The organism is Stenotrophomonas sp. K-6, assembly GCF_056861555.1.
The window spans coordinates 96,538-117,614 of the sequence record NZ_JBSPUC010000003.1 but is presented as its reverse complement, the minus strand read 5'-3'; the positions used below and the strand labels follow the sequence as shown (position 1 = coordinate 117,614).

The 21,077-nt window shown below is 68.0% G+C and carries 18 protein-coding genes; 8 read left to right on the top strand and 10 right to left on the bottom strand.

All coding sequences use genetic code 11. The features are described 5' to 3' along the window. Window positions 1-7: 7 nt before the first annotated feature. Window positions 8-781: an RNA methyltransferase gene (locus tag AC13F7_RS10955; protein ID WP_483000294.1), complete on the bottom strand. Its 774-nt coding sequence runs from the start codon at window positions 779-781 to the stop codon at window positions 8-10. A gap of 119 nt (window positions 782-900) precedes the next feature. On the opposite strand from AC13F7_RS10955, the gene AC13F7_RS10950 reads away from it, so the two are divergent. Further along, window positions 901-1,728 carry an inositol monophosphatase family protein gene (locus tag AC13F7_RS10950; protein WP_481469164.1) on the top strand — a complete coding sequence of 276 codons (828 nt, stop codon included), beginning with the start codon at window positions 901-903 and terminating at the stop codon, window positions 1,726-1,728. 118 nt (window positions 1,729-1,846) lie between these two features. On the opposite strand, the gene htpX is transcribed toward AC13F7_RS10950, so the two are convergent. Further along, window positions 1,847-2,719 carry a protease HtpX gene (gene htpX / locus AC13F7_RS10945; protein ID WP_483000292.1) on the bottom strand — a complete coding sequence of 291 codons (873 nt, stop codon included), beginning with the start codon at window positions 2,717-2,719 and terminating at the stop codon, window positions 1,847-1,849. A 93-nt stretch (window positions 2,720-2,812) separates the two neighbouring features. Between htpX and gluQRS the strand changes: the two genes are divergently transcribed. The 3 genes from gluQRS (at window position 2,813) to phaR (ending at window position 5,167) form a co-directional block, all read left to right on the top strand. Then, window positions 2,813-3,718, top strand: a complete 906-nt coding sequence (gene gluQRS, locus AC13F7_RS10940) for a tRNA glutamyl-Q(34) synthetase GluQRS (protein WP_481469167.1) — start codon at window positions 2,813-2,815, stop codon at window positions 3,716-3,718. A gap of 53 nt (window positions 3,719-3,771) precedes the next feature. Beyond that, window positions 3,772-4,512, top strand: a complete 741-nt coding sequence (gene phbB / locus AC13F7_RS10935) for an acetoacetyl-CoA reductase (protein ID WP_123730702.1) — start codon at window positions 3,772-3,774, stop codon at window positions 4,510-4,512. A 121-nt stretch (window positions 4,513-4,633) separates the two neighbouring features. Beyond that, window positions 4,634-5,167, top strand: a complete 534-nt coding sequence (gene phaR, locus AC13F7_RS10930; protein WP_483000289.1) for a polyhydroxyalkanoate synthesis repressor PhaR — start codon at window positions 4,634-4,636, stop codon at window positions 5,165-5,167. Between the two features lie 122 nt (window positions 5,168-5,289). On the opposite strand, the gene AC13F7_RS10925 is transcribed toward phaR, so the two are convergent. The 6 genes from AC13F7_RS10925 to AC13F7_RS10900 all read right to left on the bottom strand — a co-directional run bounded on the left by AC13F7_RS10925 (window position 5,290) and on the right by AC13F7_RS10900 (window position 12,830). Beyond that, window positions 5,290-6,255 carry a TraB/GumN family protein gene (locus AC13F7_RS10925; RefSeq protein WP_483000287.1) on the bottom strand — a complete coding sequence of 322 codons (966 nt, stop codon included), beginning with the start codon at window positions 6,253-6,255 and terminating at the stop codon, window positions 5,290-5,292. Further along, the gene (locus AC13F7_RS10920; protein ID WP_483000285.1) at window positions 6,255-7,196 is read right to left on the bottom strand and encodes a DUF1684 domain-containing protein; all 942 of its coding nucleotides are present in this window, start codon (window positions 7,194-7,196) and stop codon (window positions 6,255-6,257) included. The genes AC13F7_RS10925 and AC13F7_RS10920 overlap by 1 nt, the downstream gene beginning before the upstream one ends. A gap of 10 nt (window positions 7,197-7,206) precedes the next feature. Then, window positions 7,207-9,078 (bottom strand): DNA mismatch repair endonuclease MutL, encoded by a 1,872-nt coding sequence (mutL, locus tag AC13F7_RS10915; protein ID WP_483000283.1) that lies wholly within the window; start codon window positions 9,076-9,078, stop codon window positions 7,207-7,209. A gap of 107 nt (window positions 9,079-9,185) precedes the next feature. Then, entirely contained in the window at window positions 9,186-10,778 is a 1,593-nt protein-coding gene (locus AC13F7_RS10910) for an N-acetylmuramoyl-L-alanine amidase (RefSeq protein WP_483000281.1), read from the bottom strand. 88 nt (window positions 10,779-10,866) lie between these two features. After that, the gene (gene tsaE / locus AC13F7_RS10905; protein ID WP_483000279.1) at window positions 10,867-11,349 is read right to left on the bottom strand and encodes a tRNA (adenosine(37)-N6)-threonylcarbamoyltransferase complex ATPase subunit type 1 TsaE; all 483 of its coding nucleotides are present in this window, start codon (window positions 11,347-11,349) and stop codon (window positions 10,867-10,869) included. A gap of 2 nt (window positions 11,350-11,351) precedes the next feature. Next, window positions 11,352-12,830, bottom strand: a complete 1,479-nt coding sequence (locus AC13F7_RS10900) for an NAD(P)H-hydrate dehydratase (RefSeq protein ID WP_483000277.1) — start codon at window positions 12,828-12,830, stop codon at window positions 11,352-11,354. A 72-nt stretch (window positions 12,831-12,902) separates the two neighbouring features. Between AC13F7_RS10900 and queG the strand changes: the two genes are divergently transcribed. Together queG and xseA are read left to right on the top strand one after the other, a co-directional pair. Further along, the gene (gene queG, locus AC13F7_RS10895; RefSeq protein WP_483000275.1) at window positions 12,903-13,991 is read left to right on the top strand and encodes a tRNA epoxyqueuosine(34) reductase QueG; all 1,089 of its coding nucleotides are present in this window, start codon (window positions 12,903-12,905) and stop codon (window positions 13,989-13,991) included. A 60-nt stretch (window positions 13,992-14,051) separates the two neighbouring features. Continuing rightward, on the top strand, window positions 14,052-15,392 hold the full coding sequence (gene xseA, locus AC13F7_RS10890; RefSeq protein WP_483000273.1) for an exodeoxyribonuclease VII large subunit: 1,341 nt from the start codon (window positions 14,052-14,054) through the stop codon (window positions 15,390-15,392). 31 nt (window positions 15,393-15,423) lie between these two features. On the opposite strand, the gene AC13F7_RS10885 is transcribed toward xseA, so the two are convergent. Both AC13F7_RS10885 and AC13F7_RS10880 read right to left on the bottom strand, forming a co-directional pair. Continuing rightward, a complete protein-coding gene (locus tag AC13F7_RS10885) occupies window positions 15,424-16,326 on the bottom strand; it encodes a M48 family metallopeptidase (RefSeq protein WP_483000271.1) in 903 nt (300 codons plus the stop codon). Between the two features lie 109 nt (window positions 16,327-16,435). Further along, a complete protein-coding gene (locus AC13F7_RS10880; RefSeq protein ID WP_483001014.1) occupies window positions 16,436-18,265 on the bottom strand; it encodes a formylglycine-generating enzyme family protein in 1,830 nt (609 codons plus the stop codon). 244 nt (window positions 18,266-18,509) lie between these two features. Here AC13F7_RS10880 and rnd point away from each other — a divergent pair, with 244 nt between their 5' ends. Further along, a complete protein-coding gene (gene rnd / locus AC13F7_RS10875) occupies window positions 18,510-19,592 on the top strand; it encodes a ribonuclease D (protein WP_483000269.1) in 1,083 nt (360 codons plus the stop codon). Between the two features lie 284 nt (window positions 19,593-19,876). After that, the gene (locus AC13F7_RS10870) at window positions 19,877-21,049 is read left to right on the top strand and encodes a serine hydrolase domain-containing protein (protein ID WP_483000267.1); all 1,173 of its coding nucleotides are present in this window, start codon (window positions 19,877-19,879) and stop codon (window positions 21,047-21,049) included. Window positions 21,050-21,077: the final 28 nt, after the last annotated feature.

Genomic DNA, 21,077 nt, shown 5'->3' with positions numbered 1-21,077 from the left:
CGTCGGCTTACAGGGGCTTATTTGTCGCCAATCTCGCCATGCGCTGTGCATCGGACAGAATGCCGCGCAGCAGCCGCACCTCCTGCTCGCTCAGCTCGGTGCGCAGGAACAGGCGGCGCAACTTGCGCATGGCCGATTCGGGTGCGCGACCCTTGTGGAAATCGATCTCATCCAGAGTATCGCCAAGCTGACCGAACAGGCCTTCGACCTGCGCGTGGCTGGCCGGCGCTTCGCCGAAGCCGGGCTCGGCCGGGGCTGCGACCGGGGCGTCGGCCGCGCCGAGGATGGCCATGCGCACTTCATAAGCCAGCACCTGGACCGCGGCGGCCAGGTTCAAGGAGCTGAACTCCGGGTTGGAGGGGATGTGTACGGCGGCGTGGCAGAGCTGCAGCTCTTCATTGGTCAGGCCGGTGCGCTCGCGGCCGAACACGAAGGCGACTTCGGCCGGTTCGGCGGCCTTGGCCAGGACGCGCTGGGCCGCCACGGCCGGCAGCAGCTCTTCGAGCTGGACCCGGCGCGAGCGGGCGGTACAGCCCAGTACGAAGCGGCAATCGGCCACGGCCTCGGCCAGGGTCGCCACGACCGGGGCGTCGCCGAGGACGTCTTCGGCGCCGGCCGAGCGGCGGAAGGCCTCTTCGTCCAGCGGTTTTTCCGGGGCGACCAGGACCAGGCGGCCCAGGCCCATGGTTTTCATGGCACGTGCGGCCGCCCCCATGTTTCCGGGGTGCTGGGTGCCGACCAGGACGAAGCGGATGCGGGCGGGAGCGGTTTGAACGGACATGAACAGGCCAAATGCGAGCAGGACAGCGACAAATGGTAAACTGTGCGACCGGCCTCTGCGCCGGGACCGCTCTTTTCCCCCGCCAAACCCCTACTCTGCCTTTACGGGAGCTTTTCGCCATGCAGAAACCCGCCGTCACCGTCATGGTCAAGGCCGCCCGCCTCGCCGGCAACGTCCTGTTGCGCAACATCAACAAGCTCGAGGCGTTGAACGTCGTGCAGAAGGGCCGCATGGACTATGCCAGTGAAGTCGATGCAGATGCGGAAAAGGTCATCGTCAAGGAACTCAAGCGCGCCTATCCCGAGTACGGGATCATGGGTGAGGAAGGTGGCGTGCAGTCGGTCAACCGTTACATGTGGGTCATCGATCCGCTGGACGGCACCAGCAACTACCTGCGCGGCTTCCCGCATTACTGCGTGTCCATCGCCCTGGTCGAGAACGGTGAGCCGATCGACGCGGTGATCTTCGATCCGCTCCGCAATGAGCTGTTCACTGCCAGCCGTGGTGCAGGCGCGGTGTTCAATGACCGCCGTATCCGTATTGCCGAGCGCAAGGATCTGGGCGGCGCGATGATCCACACCGGTTTTGCCCCGCGTGAGCGCCAGCGCGCGAGTGCGCAGCTGAAGGCGGTGGATGCGCTGCTGGTACAGGCTGAAGACGTGCGTCGCACGGGTTCGGCGGCGCTGGATCTGGCCTATGTGGCCTGTGGCCGTGCCGATGCGTACTTCGAGGCCGGTGTGAAGGCCTGGGACATCGCCGCCGGTGTGCTGCTGGTCCGCGAGGCCGGTGGCCGGGTGTGCGATTTCAAGGGTGCGACGCCGGCCCGTATGGACAGCCGCGGTCCGGAGACGCAGCAGATCGTGGCGGGCAATGTGAAGATCAGCGATGCGCTGCAGAAGGTGCTGGTCAATACGGGCTACGCGGCGGAGTTCGACGCGAAGTTCTGATCGGGTTGCACCTGATCTGATCTGCAGGATGACGGCGCCTTCGGGCGCCGTTGTCGTTTGTGGGAACAAAAACGCCCGGCGGGAGCCGGGCGTTCTGTTCTGCGCACTGCGGTGTGGGTTACACCACGGTGTTGTTGGCGGCGCGAAGCGCGGCGATGCGCTCGTCCAGCGGCGGGTGGCTCATGAACAGCTTCTTGGCGGCGCCGCCGGCGATACCGAAGGCCGCGATCTGGGTCGGCAGGGTGCTCTGGCCGTGGTTGACCTTCAGGCGCTCGAGGGCGGCGATCATCTTCTGGCGGCCGGCCAGGTGGGCGCCACCAGCGTCGGCGCGGAATTCGCGGTGACGGGAGAACCACATGGAGATCATGGTGGCGAACAGGCCGAACACCATTTCCAGGACGAAGACGATGATGTAGTACGCGAAGCCTCGGCCGCCGCCTTCGCGGTTGCCGGACAGGGCGCTGTCGATGAAGCCGCCGACAATGCGGGCCAGGACGATCACGAAGGTGTTGAGCACGCCCTGCAGCAGGGCCATGGTGATCATGTCGCCATTAGCCACGTGGGCGATTTCGTGGCCGAGCACGGCTTCGGCTTCGTCCTCGCTCATGTTGTGCAGCAGGCCGGTGGAGACGGCGACCAGGGCCTTGTTGCGGTTGGCGCCGGTGGCGAAGGCATTGATTTCAGGGCCTTCATACACCGCCACTTCGGGCATGCCGATGCCGGCTTCGCGGGCCTGGCGCTCCACGGTGGCCAGCAGCCAGCGCTCGGTCTGGTTGCGCGGCTCGGTGATCACGACGGCGCCCGTGGAGCGCTTGGCCATGAACTTGGACAGCAGCAGCGAGATGAACGAGCCGCCGAAGCCGAAGATGGCCGCGAAGATCAGCAGGCCGCTCATCTGGTTCGGATTGACGCCCAGTACCGACATCACGATGCCGGCCAGGATCAGCACCGCAAAGTTGGTCAGCAGGAAGAGAGCAATGCGACTGAACATGGGGAAAGGACGCTCATGGGAGGTTGATGAATGCAAATCTGCGGTGACTTCAGCTTGAATTCAAGTCGCAAACTGACCGACGATTCATAGTTCATGTCCATGCCCCCCTACTGCGGCCGATTCGCGCCCTCGCCTACCGGGCCCCTGCACCCCGGCTCGCTGCTGGCTGCGCTGGGCAGCTGGCTGCTCGCGCGGCATGCGGGCGGCCGCTGGCTGGTGCGGGTGGAAGACGTCGATCCTCCTCGAACGGTGCCCGGCGCGGTCAGCGGCCAACTGGCCACCTTGGCGGCGTTCGGACTGAACAGTGATGGGCCGATCGTGCATCAGAGCCAGCGCGATGCGCTGTATCAGGCGGCGCTGGACCGGCTGCTGCGCGAGGGCAAGGCGTTTGCGTGCCACTGCAGCCGCAGTGAACTGGCCGCGCAGGGCGGCATCCACCACCAGTGTGTCGCCCGTGCCGAGCGTGCGCAGCCTGCCGTGCGGCTGCGGGTGCCGCCCGGCAGCGTCGTGGCTTTCGATGACGGATTGCAGGGCCGTATCGTGCAGGACGTGCACGCCGAGGTTGGCGACTTCGTGCTGCGCCGCGCTGATGGCTATTGGGCTTACCAGCTGGCGGTGGTGGTCGATGATGGCGCGCAGCAGGTGACCGATGTGGTGCGTGGGGCGGATCTGCTCGATTCCACACCGCGCCAGATCCTGCTGCAGCAGGCGCTCGGGCTGCCGACCCCGCGCTATCTGCATCTGCCGCTGCTGCTCGGCCCGCAGGGGCGCAAGCTCTCCAAGTCCGAGGCCGCGCTGCCGGTGGACCCTGCCCAGCCGCTGCCGGCCCTGCGCAGGGCATGGGTGCAGCTGGGTCAGGATCCGGCGATCGGTGCGCGGGCCGATGCGGTGGACGGGTGGCTGCAGCAAGCGGCTGCCGGCTTTGATCCGGCCGGGTTGCCACCGGGCGACATTTCAACCCTGCACGCGGCTGGCGAGGCTGCCCCTTTTGCCCCCTGATGTTGCAGAATCGCGTTCCCCCTTGTTGGCTCTGCCTTTCGGAGTAGCTGCTCATGACATCTCGCGTCGCACTGGTCACCGGTGGTACCGGCGGTATCGGTACTGCCATCTGCCAACGCCTGGCCGACCAGGGCCATCGGGTCGCCACCAACTACCGTGACGAAGCCAAAGCCAGGGCCTGGCGCGAGAAAATGCTGGCGCGCGGCTGCGACGTGGCGATCTTCCCGGGCGATGTGTCCGACCCCGGCACCGCCGAAAGCATGGTGCAGGCGGTCGAAGCGGCGCTGGGCCCGGTCGAGATCCTGGTCAACAACGCCGGCATCACCCGCGATACCACCTTCCACCGCATGCGTGCGGACCAGTGGCACGACGTCATCAACACCAACCTCAACTCGGTGTTCAACGTCACCCGCCCGGTCATCGAGGGCATGCGCCGCCGTGGCTGGGGCCGGGTCATCCAGATCAGCTCGATCAACGGCCTGAAGGGTCAGTACGGGCAGGCCAATTACGCCGCCGCGAAGGCCGGCATGCACGGCTTCACCATTTCGCTGGCGCGCGAAAATGCCGGGTTCGGCATTACCGTCAATACGATCTCGCCGGGCTATGTCGCCACGGACATGGTGATGGCCGTGCCGGACGAAGTGCGCGCCAAGATCATCGCCGACATCCCCACCGGCCGCCTCGGCAAGCCGGAGGAAATCGCCTACGCAGTGGCCTTCCTGGTCAACGAGGAAGCGTCCTGGATCACCGGCTCCAACCTGGACATCAACGGCGGCCACCACATGGGGTGGTAAGCGCCAAAAATGCTGCACTCCATGTTGCGCAACATAAATGCGGGCCCTTGCTACCTATGGCGGTTGCATAGGCTGCTGCACTGCGCCATGCTGCGCGCCTACTGTGATGAGTGACTGCTTCATGGCTGCGACCCGCATTATCAAGAAGTACCCGAACCGCCGGCTCTACGACACGGAAATCTCCAGCTACATCACCATAGAGGATGTGCGCCAGCTGATCCTGGACGGTGAGGACTTCGAGGTGCGTGACGCCAAGAGCGGCGATGACCTGACCCGCTCGGTGCTGCTGCAGATCATCGCCGACCAGGAACAGGACGGCGAACCGATGCTGTCCACCCAGCTGCTCAGCCAGCTGATCCGCTTCTATGGCGACTCGCTGCAGGGCTTCATGGGCAATTACCTGGAGCGCAGCATGCAGGTCTTCCTGGATCAGCAGCAGCAGTTCCGCCAGCAGATGGGCAATCTCCTCGGCCAGACCCCCTGGGCGATGATGAACCAGCTGACCGAGCGCAACATGGAGATGTGGCAGGACTTCCAGCGCAACATGGGTGGCGGCTTCGGTGGCCGCCCGGGTGGTACTGGAACGGGTACCGGCACGGGTACCGGCAAGAAGCCGGAAACCCCGGCACCGGGCGCGGGCAAGACCCGCCGCTGAGCCCGCGGTTCCAGGCGATAAAGAAAAAGGCGCAGCCCTCGGGCCGCGCCTTTTCTCGTTTCAGGGTCCGGCGACGTCATCGACGCCCTCCGGTTGGCCCTATCGCCGTCCAGTCGCGCGCATCAGCGCTTGGGCTTGGCGCAGCCGGTGCAGATGCGCTCCACCTTGTAGCCCTTGGCGCGCAGTTTCTCGACCACGCCGTCGTTGCCGAGCAGGTGCAGCGTGCCGACCACCACCATCGTGCCACCCTGCCCGGCCTGCAGATGCTGCTGCAGCTTGGGCACCCACGCATCGTTGCGGTCGGTATTGATGCGCTTGTACAGCTGCGGATACTGGCCGCGCATTTCGGTGGCCATCGAGGTCCACAGCAGCTTGTCGTCGCCACGACGCCAGGCGTCATGCAGCTTGCGGCCCATGTCGTCGCCCTTGTCGACCTGCTCCAGCGCCTCAGCCACCATCTGTTGCTGCTCCTTGGCCGACATCCCCGACAGCACGGCGATCTGGGTGTCGATGTCTTCCAGCCCAGCGGTCGCCTTGCCGGCGCTGGCGGCGCGGGTCATGAAATGGCGATCCAGTCCCAGCGCCGGGTCCAGGCCCATCTTGGTGAACTGGCTCAGGGTGATGGTCAGGCCGACGAACCACGGCTTCATCCCCTGCAACTGGGCCAGCGGCAGCTTGTTTTCCTGCGCATAGGCCTGCAGCCGGGTCCAGGTGGCGGCATCCAGGTCGCGCTTCAACTCCGAACCATCGGTGCGCATCGCCGCCTGCACCATCTTCTGCGCAAGCTGCGGGGATTCCATGTCCTGCGGCGACAGTTCGAACACCACCCGCTGCGAGGCGGCGAAGGCCTGGTCCACGTCCGGCGAGAGCGGGTAATCCGTCGGCTGCAGCAGATGGAACGAACCCAGCAGATACAGGCGGCTGTCGCCGGGGCCGGTCACCTTCCACAGCAGCGGGACCGGTGGAGTGGCTTTCGCCGCTGCCGATGCGTTCGGCGCCACCGGGCGCGCTTCGGCGCTGCCCGTACCGACCCACAGGCCCGCAGCAATCAGCAGCGGGGACAACACACGCGACAACATCGAGATCATCAAGCCTCTCCTTCAGGGGCGTGGTACGCCTGCTCACCTGCGTCCACGCGCAGATCCAGTCGGTTTTCAGGGGGTGTCAGCGGACAGGTCGCAAACGGGGTGAACGCGCACGGTGGGTTGTAGGCGTGATTGAAATCGATCACCACCCGGCCCTGTTCATCGGGCGCGGGCAGGTCCAGATAGCGACCGGCCGGATAACTGCCGTGGCCGCTGGTGCGGTCGCCGAAGATCACGAACAGGTCGCGGCCCGGCTCACCGATCGCTTCCAGCCGCCAGGTGTGGCCATCGCGTTCGAATTCCAGCGCGCCGGCATTGGGCATGTTCGTGGTCAGGCCGGTGATGTCCACGATCGGCAGCGTCTTACCGGCCGGATGGGGCACGAAGCGCGCGGTGATGCGCCAGGACGGGCCGCCCGGCCAGTACGTCAGGCCGGTGAAGTTCGTCCGCGACGGCGCATCGGCGTGCTTGACCCGCAGCGCGAAGCGCTCACCGCGATGGATCAGGCTGAGCCGGCCCTTGTCGTCATCGAAGGCGATGATGGTCGGCGTGGGATCGCGATCACTGAAAAAGCGGATGCGGCCGGTGACCGGCTTGCCCTCCACGCGCATCAGCACACCACGCTCCGGTATGAACCAGACGGTGCCGCCCTCGCGCGCAACCATGCCGAGCTTGTCCGGCCCGACCGCCAGGCGGATGCCACTGCCGGGCCCGCGGCCGATGTAATGCGCCTTCTGCTCGAGCCAGTGCAGGCCGACCAGGCTGGTCCAGCCATCGGCGGCGTGCAGTGCTTCGTAACGCTGTTGGCGCCACTGCTGCTGTTCGGCCTCGAAGGCCGGATCGATCGCCACCTTGGCAGGTGCCGCCTCGTTCTTTTCGCCGCATCCCGAGATGCTCGCTGCCAGCAGCAACGCGGTCGCCCACACTCCCCAGTGCTTCCCCATGACCTTCCTCTCAACGTCCGCGCAGGAACCAGCGGTCGATTTCCGCCAGCGAAAAACGGGCCCAGGTCGGTCGGCCGTGATTGCACTGACCCGAGCGTTCGGTGATTTCCATGTCGCGCAGCAGGCCGTTCATTTCCGGCACCGTCAAGCGCCGGTTGGCGCGCACCGCGCCGTGACAGGCCATGGTGGACAGCAGTTCATCGCGTGCGCTGGCGATGCGCCGGCTCTGCCCATGCTCACGCAGGTCGGTCAGCACGTCGCGCAGCAGCGCCTCGGGTTCGGCATTGGCCAACAACGCCGGAATGCTGCGGACGTGCAGCGAACCGGGCCCGGCGCGGGTGATCTCAAAGCCCAGCGAGGTCAAGGTCTCCGCCTCGCGCTCGGCAGTGTCGGCATCGCGTTCGCCCACCGCCAGGGTGATCGGCACCAGCAGCGGCTGCGCATGCAGGCCCATGCCATCATGTGCGGTCTTCAGCCGCTCATAACCGATGCGCTCGTGTGCGGCGTGCATGTCCACCACGATCAGGCCTTCGGCGTTTTCGGCCAGGATGTAGATGCCATGCAATTGCGCGATCGCATAGCCCAGCGGTGGTACGCCACTGTCGGCTGCGGTCGCCGGCAGGCCGTTTTCGGTCGGCATCGGCGGCAGGCTGCTGGTCCCTGCGGTACCGCCCGGCGCGCCATACAGCGCTGCGTAGGCGGACGGCGCATCGGCCACACGCAACCCCAACGGTGACTGCTGCGGGCGCCAGTCGCCGCCCATGCCACCGCCACCGCCGTTGCCTGCGAGTGCATAGCCGGTACTGCCCGACGACGGCAGCCCGTAAGCGGGGGCCGCCGTGGCGGCACTCTCGGTGGCATGCACCTGAGGGCCGGCCGCGGTCATGCCGGCACGCGTTTCGGCCAGCGCTTCCTTGAGCGTGCGGTAGACGAAATCGTGGATCAGGCGCGAGTCGCGAAAGCGCACTTCATGCTTGGCCGGGTGCACGTTGACATCGACGCGGGTCGGGTCGAGTTCCAGGAACAGCACGTATGCGGGCTGACGACCGTGGAACAGCACATCGCCGTAGGCCATCTTCACCGCATGGGCAACGCTGCGGTCGCGCACCGAACGGCCGTTGACGTACAGGTATTGCTGATCAGTGCTGGCCCGTGAATAGTGCGGCTGCGCGATCCAGCCGTGCAGACGCAGGCCGGCACCGCTGTGATCCACGCGCAGTGCCTGGTTGGCGAAGTCTTCGCCCAGCGTTTCGCCCAGGCGCGCATCGGAATACAGATCCCCGGGCTTGTAGCGGCGCGAGGGCTTGCCGTTGTGCGACACGCGCAGTTCGACATCCGGGCGCGCCAGCGCGAGCGAGCGCAGCCACTCTTCGATATGGCCCAGCTCGGTGCGCTCGGCGCGCAGGAACTTGCGGCGCGCCGGCACGTTGTAGAACAGCTCGCGCACTTCCACCGTGGTGCCGGGCGCATGCGCGCGCGGGGTGACTTCGCCGAGGCGGCCGCCCTCGATCTGCAGGGCCGAACCGTGCTCATCGATGGCGCGGCGCGAGCTGAGGGTGAAGCGGCTGACCGAGGCGATCGACGGCAAGGCTTCGCCCCGGAAGCCGAGCGTGGCCACCGATTCCAGATCATCCAGGCTGGCGATCTTGCTGGTGGCGTGGCGCGACACCGCCAGCGGCAGCTCTTCCGGTGCGATGCCACCGCCGTCGTCGCGGATGCGGATCAGCCGCACGCCGCCCTCTTCCAGGTCGATGTCGACGCGGGTGGCGCCGGCATCCAGTGCGTTTTCGACCAGTTCCTTGACCACGGACGCAGGGCGTTCGACCACTTCGCCGGCGGCGATCTGGTTGATCAGGATCTCAGGAAGCTGACGGATGCTCATGCGCAGCTCCCGTCAACGGAAGTGGCAGGCGTGGCAACGTAGGGAATTCGGGAAACGGACGTCATCCCGTGATGATAGCGTGCGCCGGGCCGTGCAGCCCGGAGGGCTTACTTGCTGCCGCCCGCCACAGTGCCGGCAGCATCGATCTCGGCCTGCGCGCGCGCGGCATACAGGGTGCCCGGCGGCGGCTGGCGGCTGAAGAAGGTGTGCACACCATCCAGCACCGCACCGGCGATCTGGCGCTGGTAGGCCGGATCGATCAGGCGACGCTCTTCATCCGGATTGGAAATGAAGGCGGTCTCCACCAGCATTGCCGGCATGTCCGAGGTGCGCAGCACCGCGAAGTTCGCACGCTCGATGTTGGGCTTGTGGTTCTTGCCGATGCGCTTCAGGCCGCCCAGCACATGCCCAGCCGCGTCTTCAGAGGCCTTCATGTAGCCGCTCTGGGCCAGATCGAGCAGCACGTTGGCCAGGGTGCCTTCGGTCTGCTGCAGACGGACACCACCGACCAGATCGGCGGCGTTTTCCTTGTCGGCCAGCCAGCGCGCGCGCTGCGAGGAGGCGCCCTTGGTGGAGAGCACGTACACCGACGAGCCAGTCGCCGCGCGGTTCTCGGCGGCGTCGGCGTGGATCGAGATGAACATGTCGGCCTTGGCCGCACGCGCCTTCTGCGCACGCATCGGCAGCGGAATGAACACATCGCTGTCGCGGGTCAGGTAGGCCTTCAGGCCAGGCGTCGCGTTGATCTGGCGGGCCAGTTCACGCGCCACGGCCAGGGTGATGTCTTTTTCGCGCTTGCCGGTCGGGCCGACGGCACCCGGATCCTGGCCGCCATGGCCGGGATCGATCGCGATCACCAGCGGACGCATGCCGGCGCGCATCTTCACGCGCGAGGCGTCGCTGGGCATGGCCGGACGCGGGTTGTCCTGTACTGCCGGCGTCGGCGCTGGCGCAGATACCGGCGCGCTGGCGACGACCGCCGCGGTCGACTGACCGGCCAGGATCGCGGCCGGCGACGCACTGTTGCTGGCGGCGTTGGCGGTCCCGGCGGCAGCGACGTTGACGGTGGTGGCCGTGGTGGCCGCCGGGCCCGGAGCCGGCGCCGAGGTGGCGACCGTGGCACTGGCCTGTTGGCGCACCGAGGCGGTCAGCAACGCGGTAGCACGCGCGGCATCGCTGCGTGCCTGTGCCGTCTGGGCGGCGGTCGGTGCAGGACCTGGTGTGGGCGTGGCGGCCGGGGTGGGTGCCGGCGGCGTTGGCGAAGGCGCAGCAGCCGGCACCGGTGCGCTGGCGACATTGGCCGACGCCGGCGCGTCGCCCGGCCACTCGATCACCAGCCGGGACTCGTCACCCTGCTTGATCATCTGCGGGCGGAACGGCGCGACCGATTCGGCCAGGTCGAACACCACGCGGAAGGTGCCCGGCACGGGCTGCCCCGTACGGACCGCCGTGACCACGCCCTTGGGCGCAGGCAGTTTGAGGTTGCGGATCGCGCTGGAGTCCGGGAAATCGACCACCAGGCGGTTCGGGCCGGCCAGGGACAGGGTCTTGTAGCCCCCGCTGCCGGCCAGTGAAATCTCCGCACGGGTACCGGCCGCACCGGTCTCCACGGCCACCTGGCGGACTTCGCCCGCCCACGACAGCGCGCTCGCCAGACAGAGTCCGACGGCAGTGCAGATGGCGGTGAGAGATTTCCCCATTGGCATGGGTCTGGATTCAATCACCGCGCTGAATGAAATGCAACTCCTTTTCCCTTAATAATCCGTAACCTGCCGGTGTTTCCTAGTGTCAGCCGACAGAAAGGGCCTGCAAGTCACCCCCTTGGGGGAGCCGTTCAAGCCATTCACGACCGGCCGCACTGGTCGCCGTGAGTCGGGCACGGCGTCCCTCTCCCTGGATCTCCAATGCCACCTCCAGGTCGGTCGGCGGCAGCGCGCCGGCGCCGCGCTCGGGCCACTCGACCAGCCAGAGCGAGGCGCTGCCCTCATCCAACCCGAGGAAATCCAGCTCCTGCGCGTTGCCGATCCGGTACAGATCCAAGTGCCAGGCCTCATGGCCGTCGGCCAGCGGGTAGCGCTCCACCAGGGTGTAGGTCGGGCTGCGGATCGCCCCCTGCACACCCAGCGCGCGCAGCAGTGCGCGGGCCAGCGTGGATTTACCGGCGCCCAGGTCGCCCTGCAGCTGCATCACCGCCTGCGGCGGCCGGGTCGCGGCCAGCCATTGCCCGAGCAGGTCAGTGTCTTCGGTCTGCGCGAGGAAAAACTCGATCATGTTCAAACGTCCGGATTGACCAACCGGCGCAGCGGCGCCAGCAGATCGGTGGGAAGCAGGCCCCGCTGGCCGTCACTGGCGGCGGCATCGCCGGCCAGGCTGTGCAGCAATGCGCCGGTGCTGGCGGCATCGAACGCGCCCAGGCCCTGCGCACGCAGGGCGGCAATAATGCCGGTGAGCAGATCGCCCATGCCCCCCACGGCCATGCCGGGATTACCGGCAGCGATCACCCGCGGCACCGCGTCGGGCGCAGCGACCACGGTGCCGGCGCCCTTGAGCACCACCACCGCGTGGAAACGCTCGGCCAGCGCTTTGGCCGCCGTGAAACGGTCGGCCTGCACCTGCGCGGTGCTCAGCCCGAGCAGGCGCGCGGCCTCACCCGGGTGTGGGGTCAGGATCGCGTCGCTGAGTGTCCGTGGCGCCTTGGCCAGCAGATTGAGGGCGTCGGCATCGATCACCAGCGGTTTGCCGCTGGCCAGCACCTGCCGCCAGAGCTCGTGCGCCCAGTCGTCCTGACCCAGGCCAGGCCCGATGGCGATCACGCCCGCGCGCGGCAGCAGGGCCTGCAGCTCCTGCGCGTCCTGCACGGCATGCACCATCGCCTCGGGCAGGCGCGCCAGCAGCGGTGCGACATGCGGTGACTGGGTCGCCACGCTGACCAGCCCTGCGCCGGCGCGCAAGGCCGATTCACTGGCCAGCATCACTGCCCCGCCGCTGCCGAGGTTGCCGCCCACGCACAGCACGTGGCCGGATTCGCCCTTGTGGGTGTTGGCGCGTCGCGCCGGCAGCTGCGCGCGCAGGCGCGGCTGCTGCCAGCACTCGGCGCTGTGCTGCACGCCTTCGCCAGCGTCTGCAGGCAGATCCAGCGCGGCCAGGCGGCGACCGCCGACATGCTCCAGCGCTGCGCCGGTATACAGCCCCTGGTGGCGCACGATGAACTGCAGGGTGACCGTGGCACGGATGGCAACGCCGGGCACGTGACCGGTGCGTGCATCCACGCCGCTGGGCACGTCCAGCGCCAGCACCGGCACCCCAGCGCCGTTGATGGCCGTGATCAGATCCACCGCGGCACCGGCCGGCGCGCGGTTCAGGCCGATGCCGAACAGCGCGTCCACCAACAGGTCCACCGGCGGCAGAGCGCCATCGAAGCGCTCCACCCCACCGCCGGCCGCGATGAACGCCCGCTCGGCCTGCTGCGCCAACGGCGTGGCCGGCGCATCGGTGTCCAGCCGCAGCACCGTCACCCGGCGGCCGGCTTCACGGGCCAGACGGGCCAGCACGTAGCCATCGCCGCCGTTGTTGCCGGCCCCCACCACCACGCCGATGTGCTGCGCCTGCGGCCATCGCTCCAGCAGGCAATGCCAGGCGGCCTGGCCGGCCTGGTCCATCAGCGAGGCACCGCCATCGCCCAGCAGGGTGCTGGCCTGCGCATCCAGGCGGCGCGCAGCGGTGATATCGAACAGTTCAGCAAGCTCGGGCATGCCGGGATTCTATACTTGTCGCCCAGGCGCAGCCTTGCCGCGCCCTTCCCAGGCTCCGTTTCCGCCCAAGCCATGTCCGCCGTCCCCCTGCCCGCCCCCCTCCATCTGGCCCGTGCCGCCGAACGCATCCGTGCGATCGCGGGCGTGCACGGCTTCCAGCGCTGCGGGGTCTCCGGCATCGATCTGCGCGAAGACGAGGCGCACCTGGCCGATTGGCTGGGCAAGGGCCTGTACGGCACGATGGAGTGGATGGCGCGCCACGGCACGCTGCGCGCACGGCCGGATGAACTGCTGCCGGGCACGGTGCGGGTGATCTCGGTCGGCATGGATTACGGCCACAAGGACGACGCCGAAGCCTGGGCCACCCTGCACGATGGCGACCGCGCCTACGTGGCGCGCTACGCGCTGGGCCGCGATTACCACAAGCTGATGCGCAACCGGCTGCAGAAGTTCGCCGACAGCATCGCCGCCGAGATCGGGCCGTTCGGCTACCGCGTGTTCGTTGATTCGGCCCCGGTGCTGGAGCGCGCGCTCGCCCGTAATGCCGGGCTGGGCTGGATCGGCAAGCACACCTGCCTGATCGACAAACAGGGCGGCTCGTGGTTCTTCATCGGCGAGATCTACGTCGACCTGCCGCTGCCGGTGGATACACCGGCCAGCGCACACTGCGGCACCTGCACCCGCTGCATCGATGTCTGCCCGACCCAGGCGATCATCGCCCCGCACCGCCTGGATGCACGCCGCTGCATTTCCTATCTCACCATCGAACACGACGGCGCGATTCCGGAGGACATGCGCACGGCGATGGGCAACCGCATCTACGGCTGCGACGACTGCCAGCTGGTCTGCCCCTGGAACAAGTTCGCCAAGCGCACCGACGAGCCCGATTTCCGCGCGCGCAACGATCTGGACACCGCCTCGCTTGCCCAGCTGTTCGCCTGGGAGGAAGACGAGTTCCTGCGCCGCACCGAAGGCAGCCCGATCCGCCGCAGCGGGCATGAACGCTGGCTGCGCAACATCGCCGTGGCGCTGGGCAATGCTCCCACCCACGCCGGAACACTGGCCGCGCTGCAGGCACGACGCGAGCATCCTTCGGCCATCGTGCGCGAGCATGTCGCCTGGGCCCTGCAGCAGCACGCCGACCGCACCACCGCGGGATGAAGCAACGCCGCCGACGTGCGACCATGGCCCCCCGTTCGTACCGTTTGGCCTGATCCCCCCATGGACCGCAGCGCGCAGATTCTCACGCCCAGCCAGCTCAACATCCTGGCCCGCGACCTGCTGGAAGGCGCGTTTCCGCTGATCTGGGTGGAGGCCGAACTGGGCAGCGTGACGCGCCCGGCCTCGGGCCATCTATATTTCACACTGAAGGATGCGCGCTCGCAGATCCGCGCGGCGTTGTTCAAGCCCAAGAGCCAGTGGCTGAAGTTCGTGCCGCGCGAAGGCATGCGCGTGCTCGCCCGTGGCCGGCTGACGCTGTACGAAGCGCGCGGCGAGTACCAGATGGTGCTCGATCACATGGAGGAAGCCGGCGAAGGCGCCCTGCGCCGCGCGTTCGAGCAGCTCAAGGCGCGCCTGGAGGCCGAGGGCCTGTTCGCGCCCGAACGCAAGCGCCCGATGCCCGCGCATGTGCGTCGACTGGCGGTGATCACCTCGCCCACCGGCGCGGCGGTGCGCGACGTGCTCAGCGTGCTGGAGCGGCGTTTCCCGATGCTTGAGGTCGATCTGCTGCCCAGCCTGGTGCAGGGCGACAGCGCTGCCGCGCAGATCACCTCGCTGCTGCGTGGCGCCGATGCCAGCGGCCGGTATGACGTGATCCTGCTGACCCGCGGTGGCGGCTCGATGGAAGATCTCTGGGCCTTCAACGATGAGCAGCTGACCCGCGCGATCGCGGCCAGCCAGACGCCGGTGGTGTCCGCCGTGGGTCACGAAACCGACTTCAGCCTGGCCGATTTCGCCGCCGATCTGCGCGCGCCGACGCCATCGGTCGCAGCCGAACTGCTGGTGCCTGATCAGCGTGACCTGCTGCTGCGTGTGCGTCGCCTGGATGCGCGTCTGGCGCAGCTGCAGCGGCACAGTCTGGGGCAGGCGATGCAGCGCGCGGACCGTGCCCTGCTCCGCCTCAACGCACAGAGCCCGCAGTCACGCCTGCAGCTGTTGCAGCGGCGCCAGCAGGATGTCGCGCGCCGTCTGCACGCCGCGTGGACGACACAGCATCAGGGCCGCCTGGCCTATCTTCGTCACGCGGCCGCAGTACTGCGCAGCGGTCATCCGCAGCGCCGGTTGGACGCCCTGCGTGAGCGCCTGCAACGCCTGCAGCCGCGCGCGGACAGTGCAATGGGCCGCCAGCTGCAGCGCGACGGCCTGCGCCTGCGTGCGCTCGCCCGTTCGATGGAAGCGGTCAGCCCGCTGGCCACCGTCGCGCGTGGCTACGCAATCCTGACCCGTGAGGACGATGGCAGTCTGGTCCGCTCGCCATTGCAGGTGCGCCCGGGCGACACGCTCAAGGCGCGCGTGCAGGATGGCGTGATCGACGTGACGGTCAACGAACCGGCGCGCTGATCGGGTGCGCCCAGGCCGCTGAGGTTCGCCTTCAACGCCCCGCGCTTTCGCAGAATTTCTGCCGGTACTCCATCGCCTTGGGCATCAATGCCTGCAGGTTCTGGATGCGCGTGCCGGGGTTGGGATGGGTAGACGCGAATTCCGAGGTCGACTGACCACCGCTGGCCTGTCCCATCCGTTCCCACAGCGGGATCGCTTCCTGCGGATCGAAACATGCCGCCGCGGCCAGTATCAGGCCCACTTCATCGGCTTGGGTCTCATGGCTGCGCGCGTACGGCAGCAGGTAGCCATAGCCCATTGCCGACATCATCATCTGCTGCTGTTGCGGGTCCATGCCGCTGGCGGCACCGGCCATCTGGCCGATCTGGGTCATCTTCTGCTGGGCCATGCGCTGGGCACCGTGCCGCAGCAAGGCGTGCGCGATTTCATGGCCCATCACCACGGCCATCGCATCCACCGTACGCGCCACCGGGATCAACCCGGTGTAGACCGCCATCTTGCCGCCCGGCAGGCAGAACGCATTGGCCTGGTCGGACGGGATCACGTTGACCTCCCATTCGAAATCCCGCGCAAAATGCGCAGGCTTCAGTCCATGCTCTTCGGCGAGCGCGGTTTCCACGACGTCCACCTTGGCGATCAGGCGCTGGGCGATCGCCTGGATTTCGCGTGACTGTGGCGCACTGGGATCCAGCGGTCGCTCCTGCGCCAGGATCTCCTGATAGGCCTGCAGGCCCAGCGCCTTTTCCTGGGTCGCGTCGAGCGAACTGTCGATCAGCACGCTTTCGCCGGTGTAGGGATCCACGGCGCGGTTGGAGAACCAGTAGAACGCGGCATAGCCGGCGAAGGCCAGCAGCACCCACCAGCGGATGTTGCCGAACAGGCCTGGCCGCCGGGCGCGGCCCTGCTGCTGACCGCCGAATGGATCGTTGCGCATGCGCGTGGTTCCTGAGATGGCCGCGGCACCCTGCCCGACACTGTGCCAATCCTAGAACGCGCCGCGTGGTGGCGGGTGAAATCCCGTCACCTCACCGCAGTTGCACCCATCAGATCCCGCGGACCAAGCGGAACCCGATCCGGGCGCTGGTGGTATCCGAGTCCTGCGATTGCCGCCAGGCCGCGCGGGTCTGTGCCGGCGCATTGGCCCAGTTGCCACCGCGGATCACGCGCTGCCGGCAGCCCGGGTTGAACCACGCCACGCCATCCGACGGCGCGCGCCGGTAGCTGGCATGCCAGCAGTCGGCGACCCATTCGCTGAGGTTGCCAGCGATGTCGTGCAGGCCCCACGGGTTGGGATCGAAGCTGGCCACCGGGGCCGGCCCCCAGTATCCATCGCCGTAGCCGACGAAGGCGTTGTACCAGTGCCGACCGGACGGCGAAACATCCTCGGCGCCGGTGAAGTTGCCCGCGCGCGGCGGCGGCGTGCCCGCATCGCCCCACGGATAGCGCCCGCTGCTGCCGGCACGCAGGGCGTACTCGAACTCGGCTTCGCTGGGCAGGCGGTACGAGCGCCCGGTCTGCTCGGACAGCCAGGTGGCGTAATTCTCGGCGTCGCGCACGCTGACGTGCATCACCGGCAGGTTGGCAATCGCCTCGGCGCCGTTGTAATCGGACTGCCAGTCCACGCCGCTGCGCCGCACGAAGTTGCCGCTGCGCTCGTCGTACACGATTGAATGGCCGCGCCGTGTCGCGCGCGGGCGGGCCTTGGTGGCCTGCACGTAGCGACGGAAATCGGCGACCGTCACTTCGGTGATCGACATCGCAAAGCCACGTTCGAAGCGCACGTAATGCGAGGGCTTTTCCGCATCGGTCGCACCGAGTTCGTTCTCGGCCGCGCCCATCTGGAAGCCGCCATGCGGCACGACGATCATCTGCGGCCCGCGACCGCCATCGCGCAACGCATCGCTGAACACCTGCCGCGGCCGGAAGCTGCCGTAATGGGTCACCAGCTCGATGCGCTCGCGCAGTTGGCCCACGACAGGGTCGCCCGGCAAGGCGATGCGCAGGGCATCTTCCAGTTTCTGGCGGGCCGGCTTGAGCCCCTGCGGCGTGGCCAGGTCACGCAGGCCTTCGTTGCGCAGCCGCAGCAGGATATCCGACCGGATTTTCTCGATGCGCTCGAAGGCATCGGCGATGGTGATCGATGAGTCGCGGACCTTGGCAGCCTCGGCCAGCCAGGTACCGGCCGCGGCGAAATCGGTCGCCCGCGCGGCCGTCTCTGCACGGCGGATCAGCGCGCTCTCGGCGGCGGCCAGGCCCTGACGGGCGCGCGGATTGTCCGCATCCAGCGCCAGCGCCTCATGGAAGTTGGGGATCGCACCATCGCCGTCCTCACCGATGCGGTCAGCGCGCAGATCGTCTTCACCGGCGCGGTTGTACGCCACCACCCGCTGGGCGATCTCCACCCGCGACTGCAGCTCACGCACCTTGGCATCGTCCGGGGCCAGCGTCAGCAGCACCAAGGCCATCTCACTGGCCTCGGCCAGTGCTTCACGCTGCTTGAGCGGGCGGTCCAACAATGCCGCCGCGTCCGCCAGCAGCCGCTGCCGGGCACGTTTCAGCCCGGCCTCGGCCACACGGTCCTTGGGGTCCTGCTGCAGCAGCGCGAGCCAGATCGGGATGGCATCGTCCGCCGTGCGGTACAGGCGGCCCTCCTCGAAGGCACGTGCCGCGTCACGGCGGGCCTGGGCGAGTTCGCCATCGGCAAGGATGACGGCCGGCGGCTGCCAGCGCTCGACGGTCTCGGCGGCGTCTTCGCCGCCAATGGTGACCTGGGCGATCGGTGCGCTGGCCTTGGCTGGTGCTTTGGCGGGCTTGGCGGCAGGCGCTGCCGACGGTGCCGGCGCCGGCGCGGGAGAACACGCGGCCAGCAGCATGCCCAGAAGAGCAGTGAACAGCAGCGGCAATGGGCCTGACGGTCGCAAATGGGGGTCCTTGGGGCGTGTCATCGTCTTGCTGGTGCCCACGCCATGTCGCAGGCGCGGACAGGGCCTCATCATAATCGCCACCGTCGCAGGCGGCGACCGACCGCTGCCCAAGTGTTCATTCCGACCGGGCGTGGCGCGGGGTTAGGCTATCCTCCCCGACCTGAGCACCCCTTTGCAGTACATGGAATCCCACGTGGCTTACTGGATCAAAACCCCGGCGGAACTGGACGAGCGCTTCCGCCAGCGCCCCACCCGCATCGGCCTGGACACCGAGTTCATCCGCGAACGCACCTACTGGCCGCAACTGGCGCTGGTGCAGATGGCGGTCGGCGATGAAATCCTGCTGATCGACCCGCTGATTCCCGGCATGAACGAGGCGCTGGCGCCGTGGCTGGCCGACACCTCGATCCTCAAGATCATGCACAGCGCCAGCGAAGACCTGGTCACCTTCAAGGTCGCCTGCGGCGTGCTGCCGCGCCCGCTGTTCGACACCCAGATCGGTGCATCGCTGGCGGGCATCGGCGGTGGCATGGGCTACCAGAAACTGGTCACCGCGGTCACCGGCGTCACCCTCACCAAGGGCGAGACCCGCTCGGACTGGATGCGACGCCCGCTGTCGGAGGCGCAGCTGGAGTACGCCGCCGACGACGTGGAATACCTGTTCCAGATCCACGACACCCTCGATGCGCGCCTGGCAGAACTCGGCCGCCGCCAATGGCTGCAGGACGACGCCGAGCGCCTGCTCGCCAGTGTCGAACACGATGAAGAGCGCTGGCCGCACGTGGCGATGCGCTCGGCACAGTTCATGGATACCGCTGCGCAGCTGCGATTGCTGCGGCTGCTGCGCTGGCGCGACGTGCAGGCGCGCGCCAGCGACAAGCCGCGCAGCTGGGTGCTCGACAATGAACTGGCCGCGGTGCTTGCACGCACCCCGCCGGCTGATGTGGACGCCTTGTCCAAGCTGATGGAAGGCTTCCCCAAAGCCCCCCGCAAGCTGGCCGCACAGGTATGGCAGGCGCTGATCACACCGCTTGCCGACGAAGCCGAGGCACCGCTGGCGCTGCCGGCCACCGATGCCAACAAGCAGGCGCTCAAGCGGTTGCAGGATGCCGTCAGCGCGCGCAGCGCCGAACTCGGCCTGCCCGATGGCGTGCTGGCCTCGCGCAAGCATCTGGAAAGTTATCTGGACAGCCGCCAGTGGCCAACGGCCCTGGCGGGCTGGCGCCAGGCGCAGCTGGAGCCGATCCTGTCGGCACTGTTGCCGCCGACTGCCTGAGCCTCATGCATCGGTGCGGAGCTGACCGCACCGATGCGCCGCTCGCGTCACCGTGCAAGTGCACTGACCACGGCTCACTGCCGTCGAATCCTGAACGAATCGCACACCGTCCCTGACATGTCGTCATCGGCATGACCGCAGACACATACGCACGTTCAAACCACATGCAAGAGTGAATCGCACGCAACGCTCCGCGCCTGCTTCAGGCGCGGTCCGGACACGGCATCCCGCAGGACCGTGCCGTCGGCGCAGGTTCTGCCCACGCGGCTGCGCAAAGGACTCCCATGCATCTGATCGCGACTCTGAGGAACGCCCCCTCCCCCCGCCGCACCCCGCGCCGCCTGCAGCGCTGGCTCGGCGTGTCCCTGCTGCTGGCCGCCACCACCGCCAGCGCCGCCGATGATCTGACTGCACGGCTCGCCCAGGCCCTGCAGGGCACCGCGACGCCGGCCATGGGCGTGCTGGTCATCCGCGACGGCAAGATCGCCGAACATGCCGTGCACGGCGTCCGTCGCAATGATGCGGCGACGCCGGTCACCACGGATGATCAATGGATGATCGGTTCCACCGGCAAGCCGATCACGGTGGCGATGATCGCGCGGCTCGTTGAACAGGGTGTGCTGCGCTGGGATGCACCGCTGTCGACGTTGTTGCCCGACCTTGCTGCACAGATGCAGCCGGCCTACCGCAACGTCACCCTGGTGCAACTGCTCTCGCACCGGGCCGGGCTGCCGGAGAACCTCACCGACGCCGCCGCACTGGATGCGTTCTTCGTTGATACGCGGGCCCTGCCCGTACAGCGCGAGGCTTACGTCAAGGCAGCCCTGGCCGAAGCGCCGGTGCATCCGCCCGGCACCGAATTCGCCTACAGCAACAGCGGCTTCCTGATCGCGGCGGTGATCGCCGAACGTGCCACCGGCAAGGACGTGGAAACGCTTATGCGGCGCGAAGTGTTCCAGCCGCTGGGCATGACCGGTGCCGGGTTCGGCCCGACCCCGGCGGGGCAACCGCTGGGCCATCGCGGCGGCAAGCCGGTGACCACCGCGCCGCAGAAGGCCGATGACGGGGTGCCGCCGATCTACACCGCCGTCGGCAACCTGCATATGCGGCTGCAGGACCTGGCGCTGTTCGCCATCGATCAGCTCGCGGGCAGCCAGGGCAAAGGCAGGTTGCTGACACCGGCGTCCTACGCGCTGATGCAGACCGCGCAGCCGGGCAGTGGCTCCGGGCTGGACTGGGGCGTGCAGCCATCGATCGCCGGTCGTCAGGGGCCGGTGCTGGTCCACGGCGGCTCGGACGGTAACTGGCTGGCCTGGGTGGTGCTGTTCCCAGGGCAGAACAACGGCGTGATCGCCATCGCCAACGCCGCCGAAGACATGGGCGCCGACCAGGCCACCATGGGCGTGCTGGGCGGACTGTTCGCCGAGCTGGCGCCTGCTGCGCCGCCCGCCAAGTAACAGAACGACAACGCCCCGCAGGTGCAGG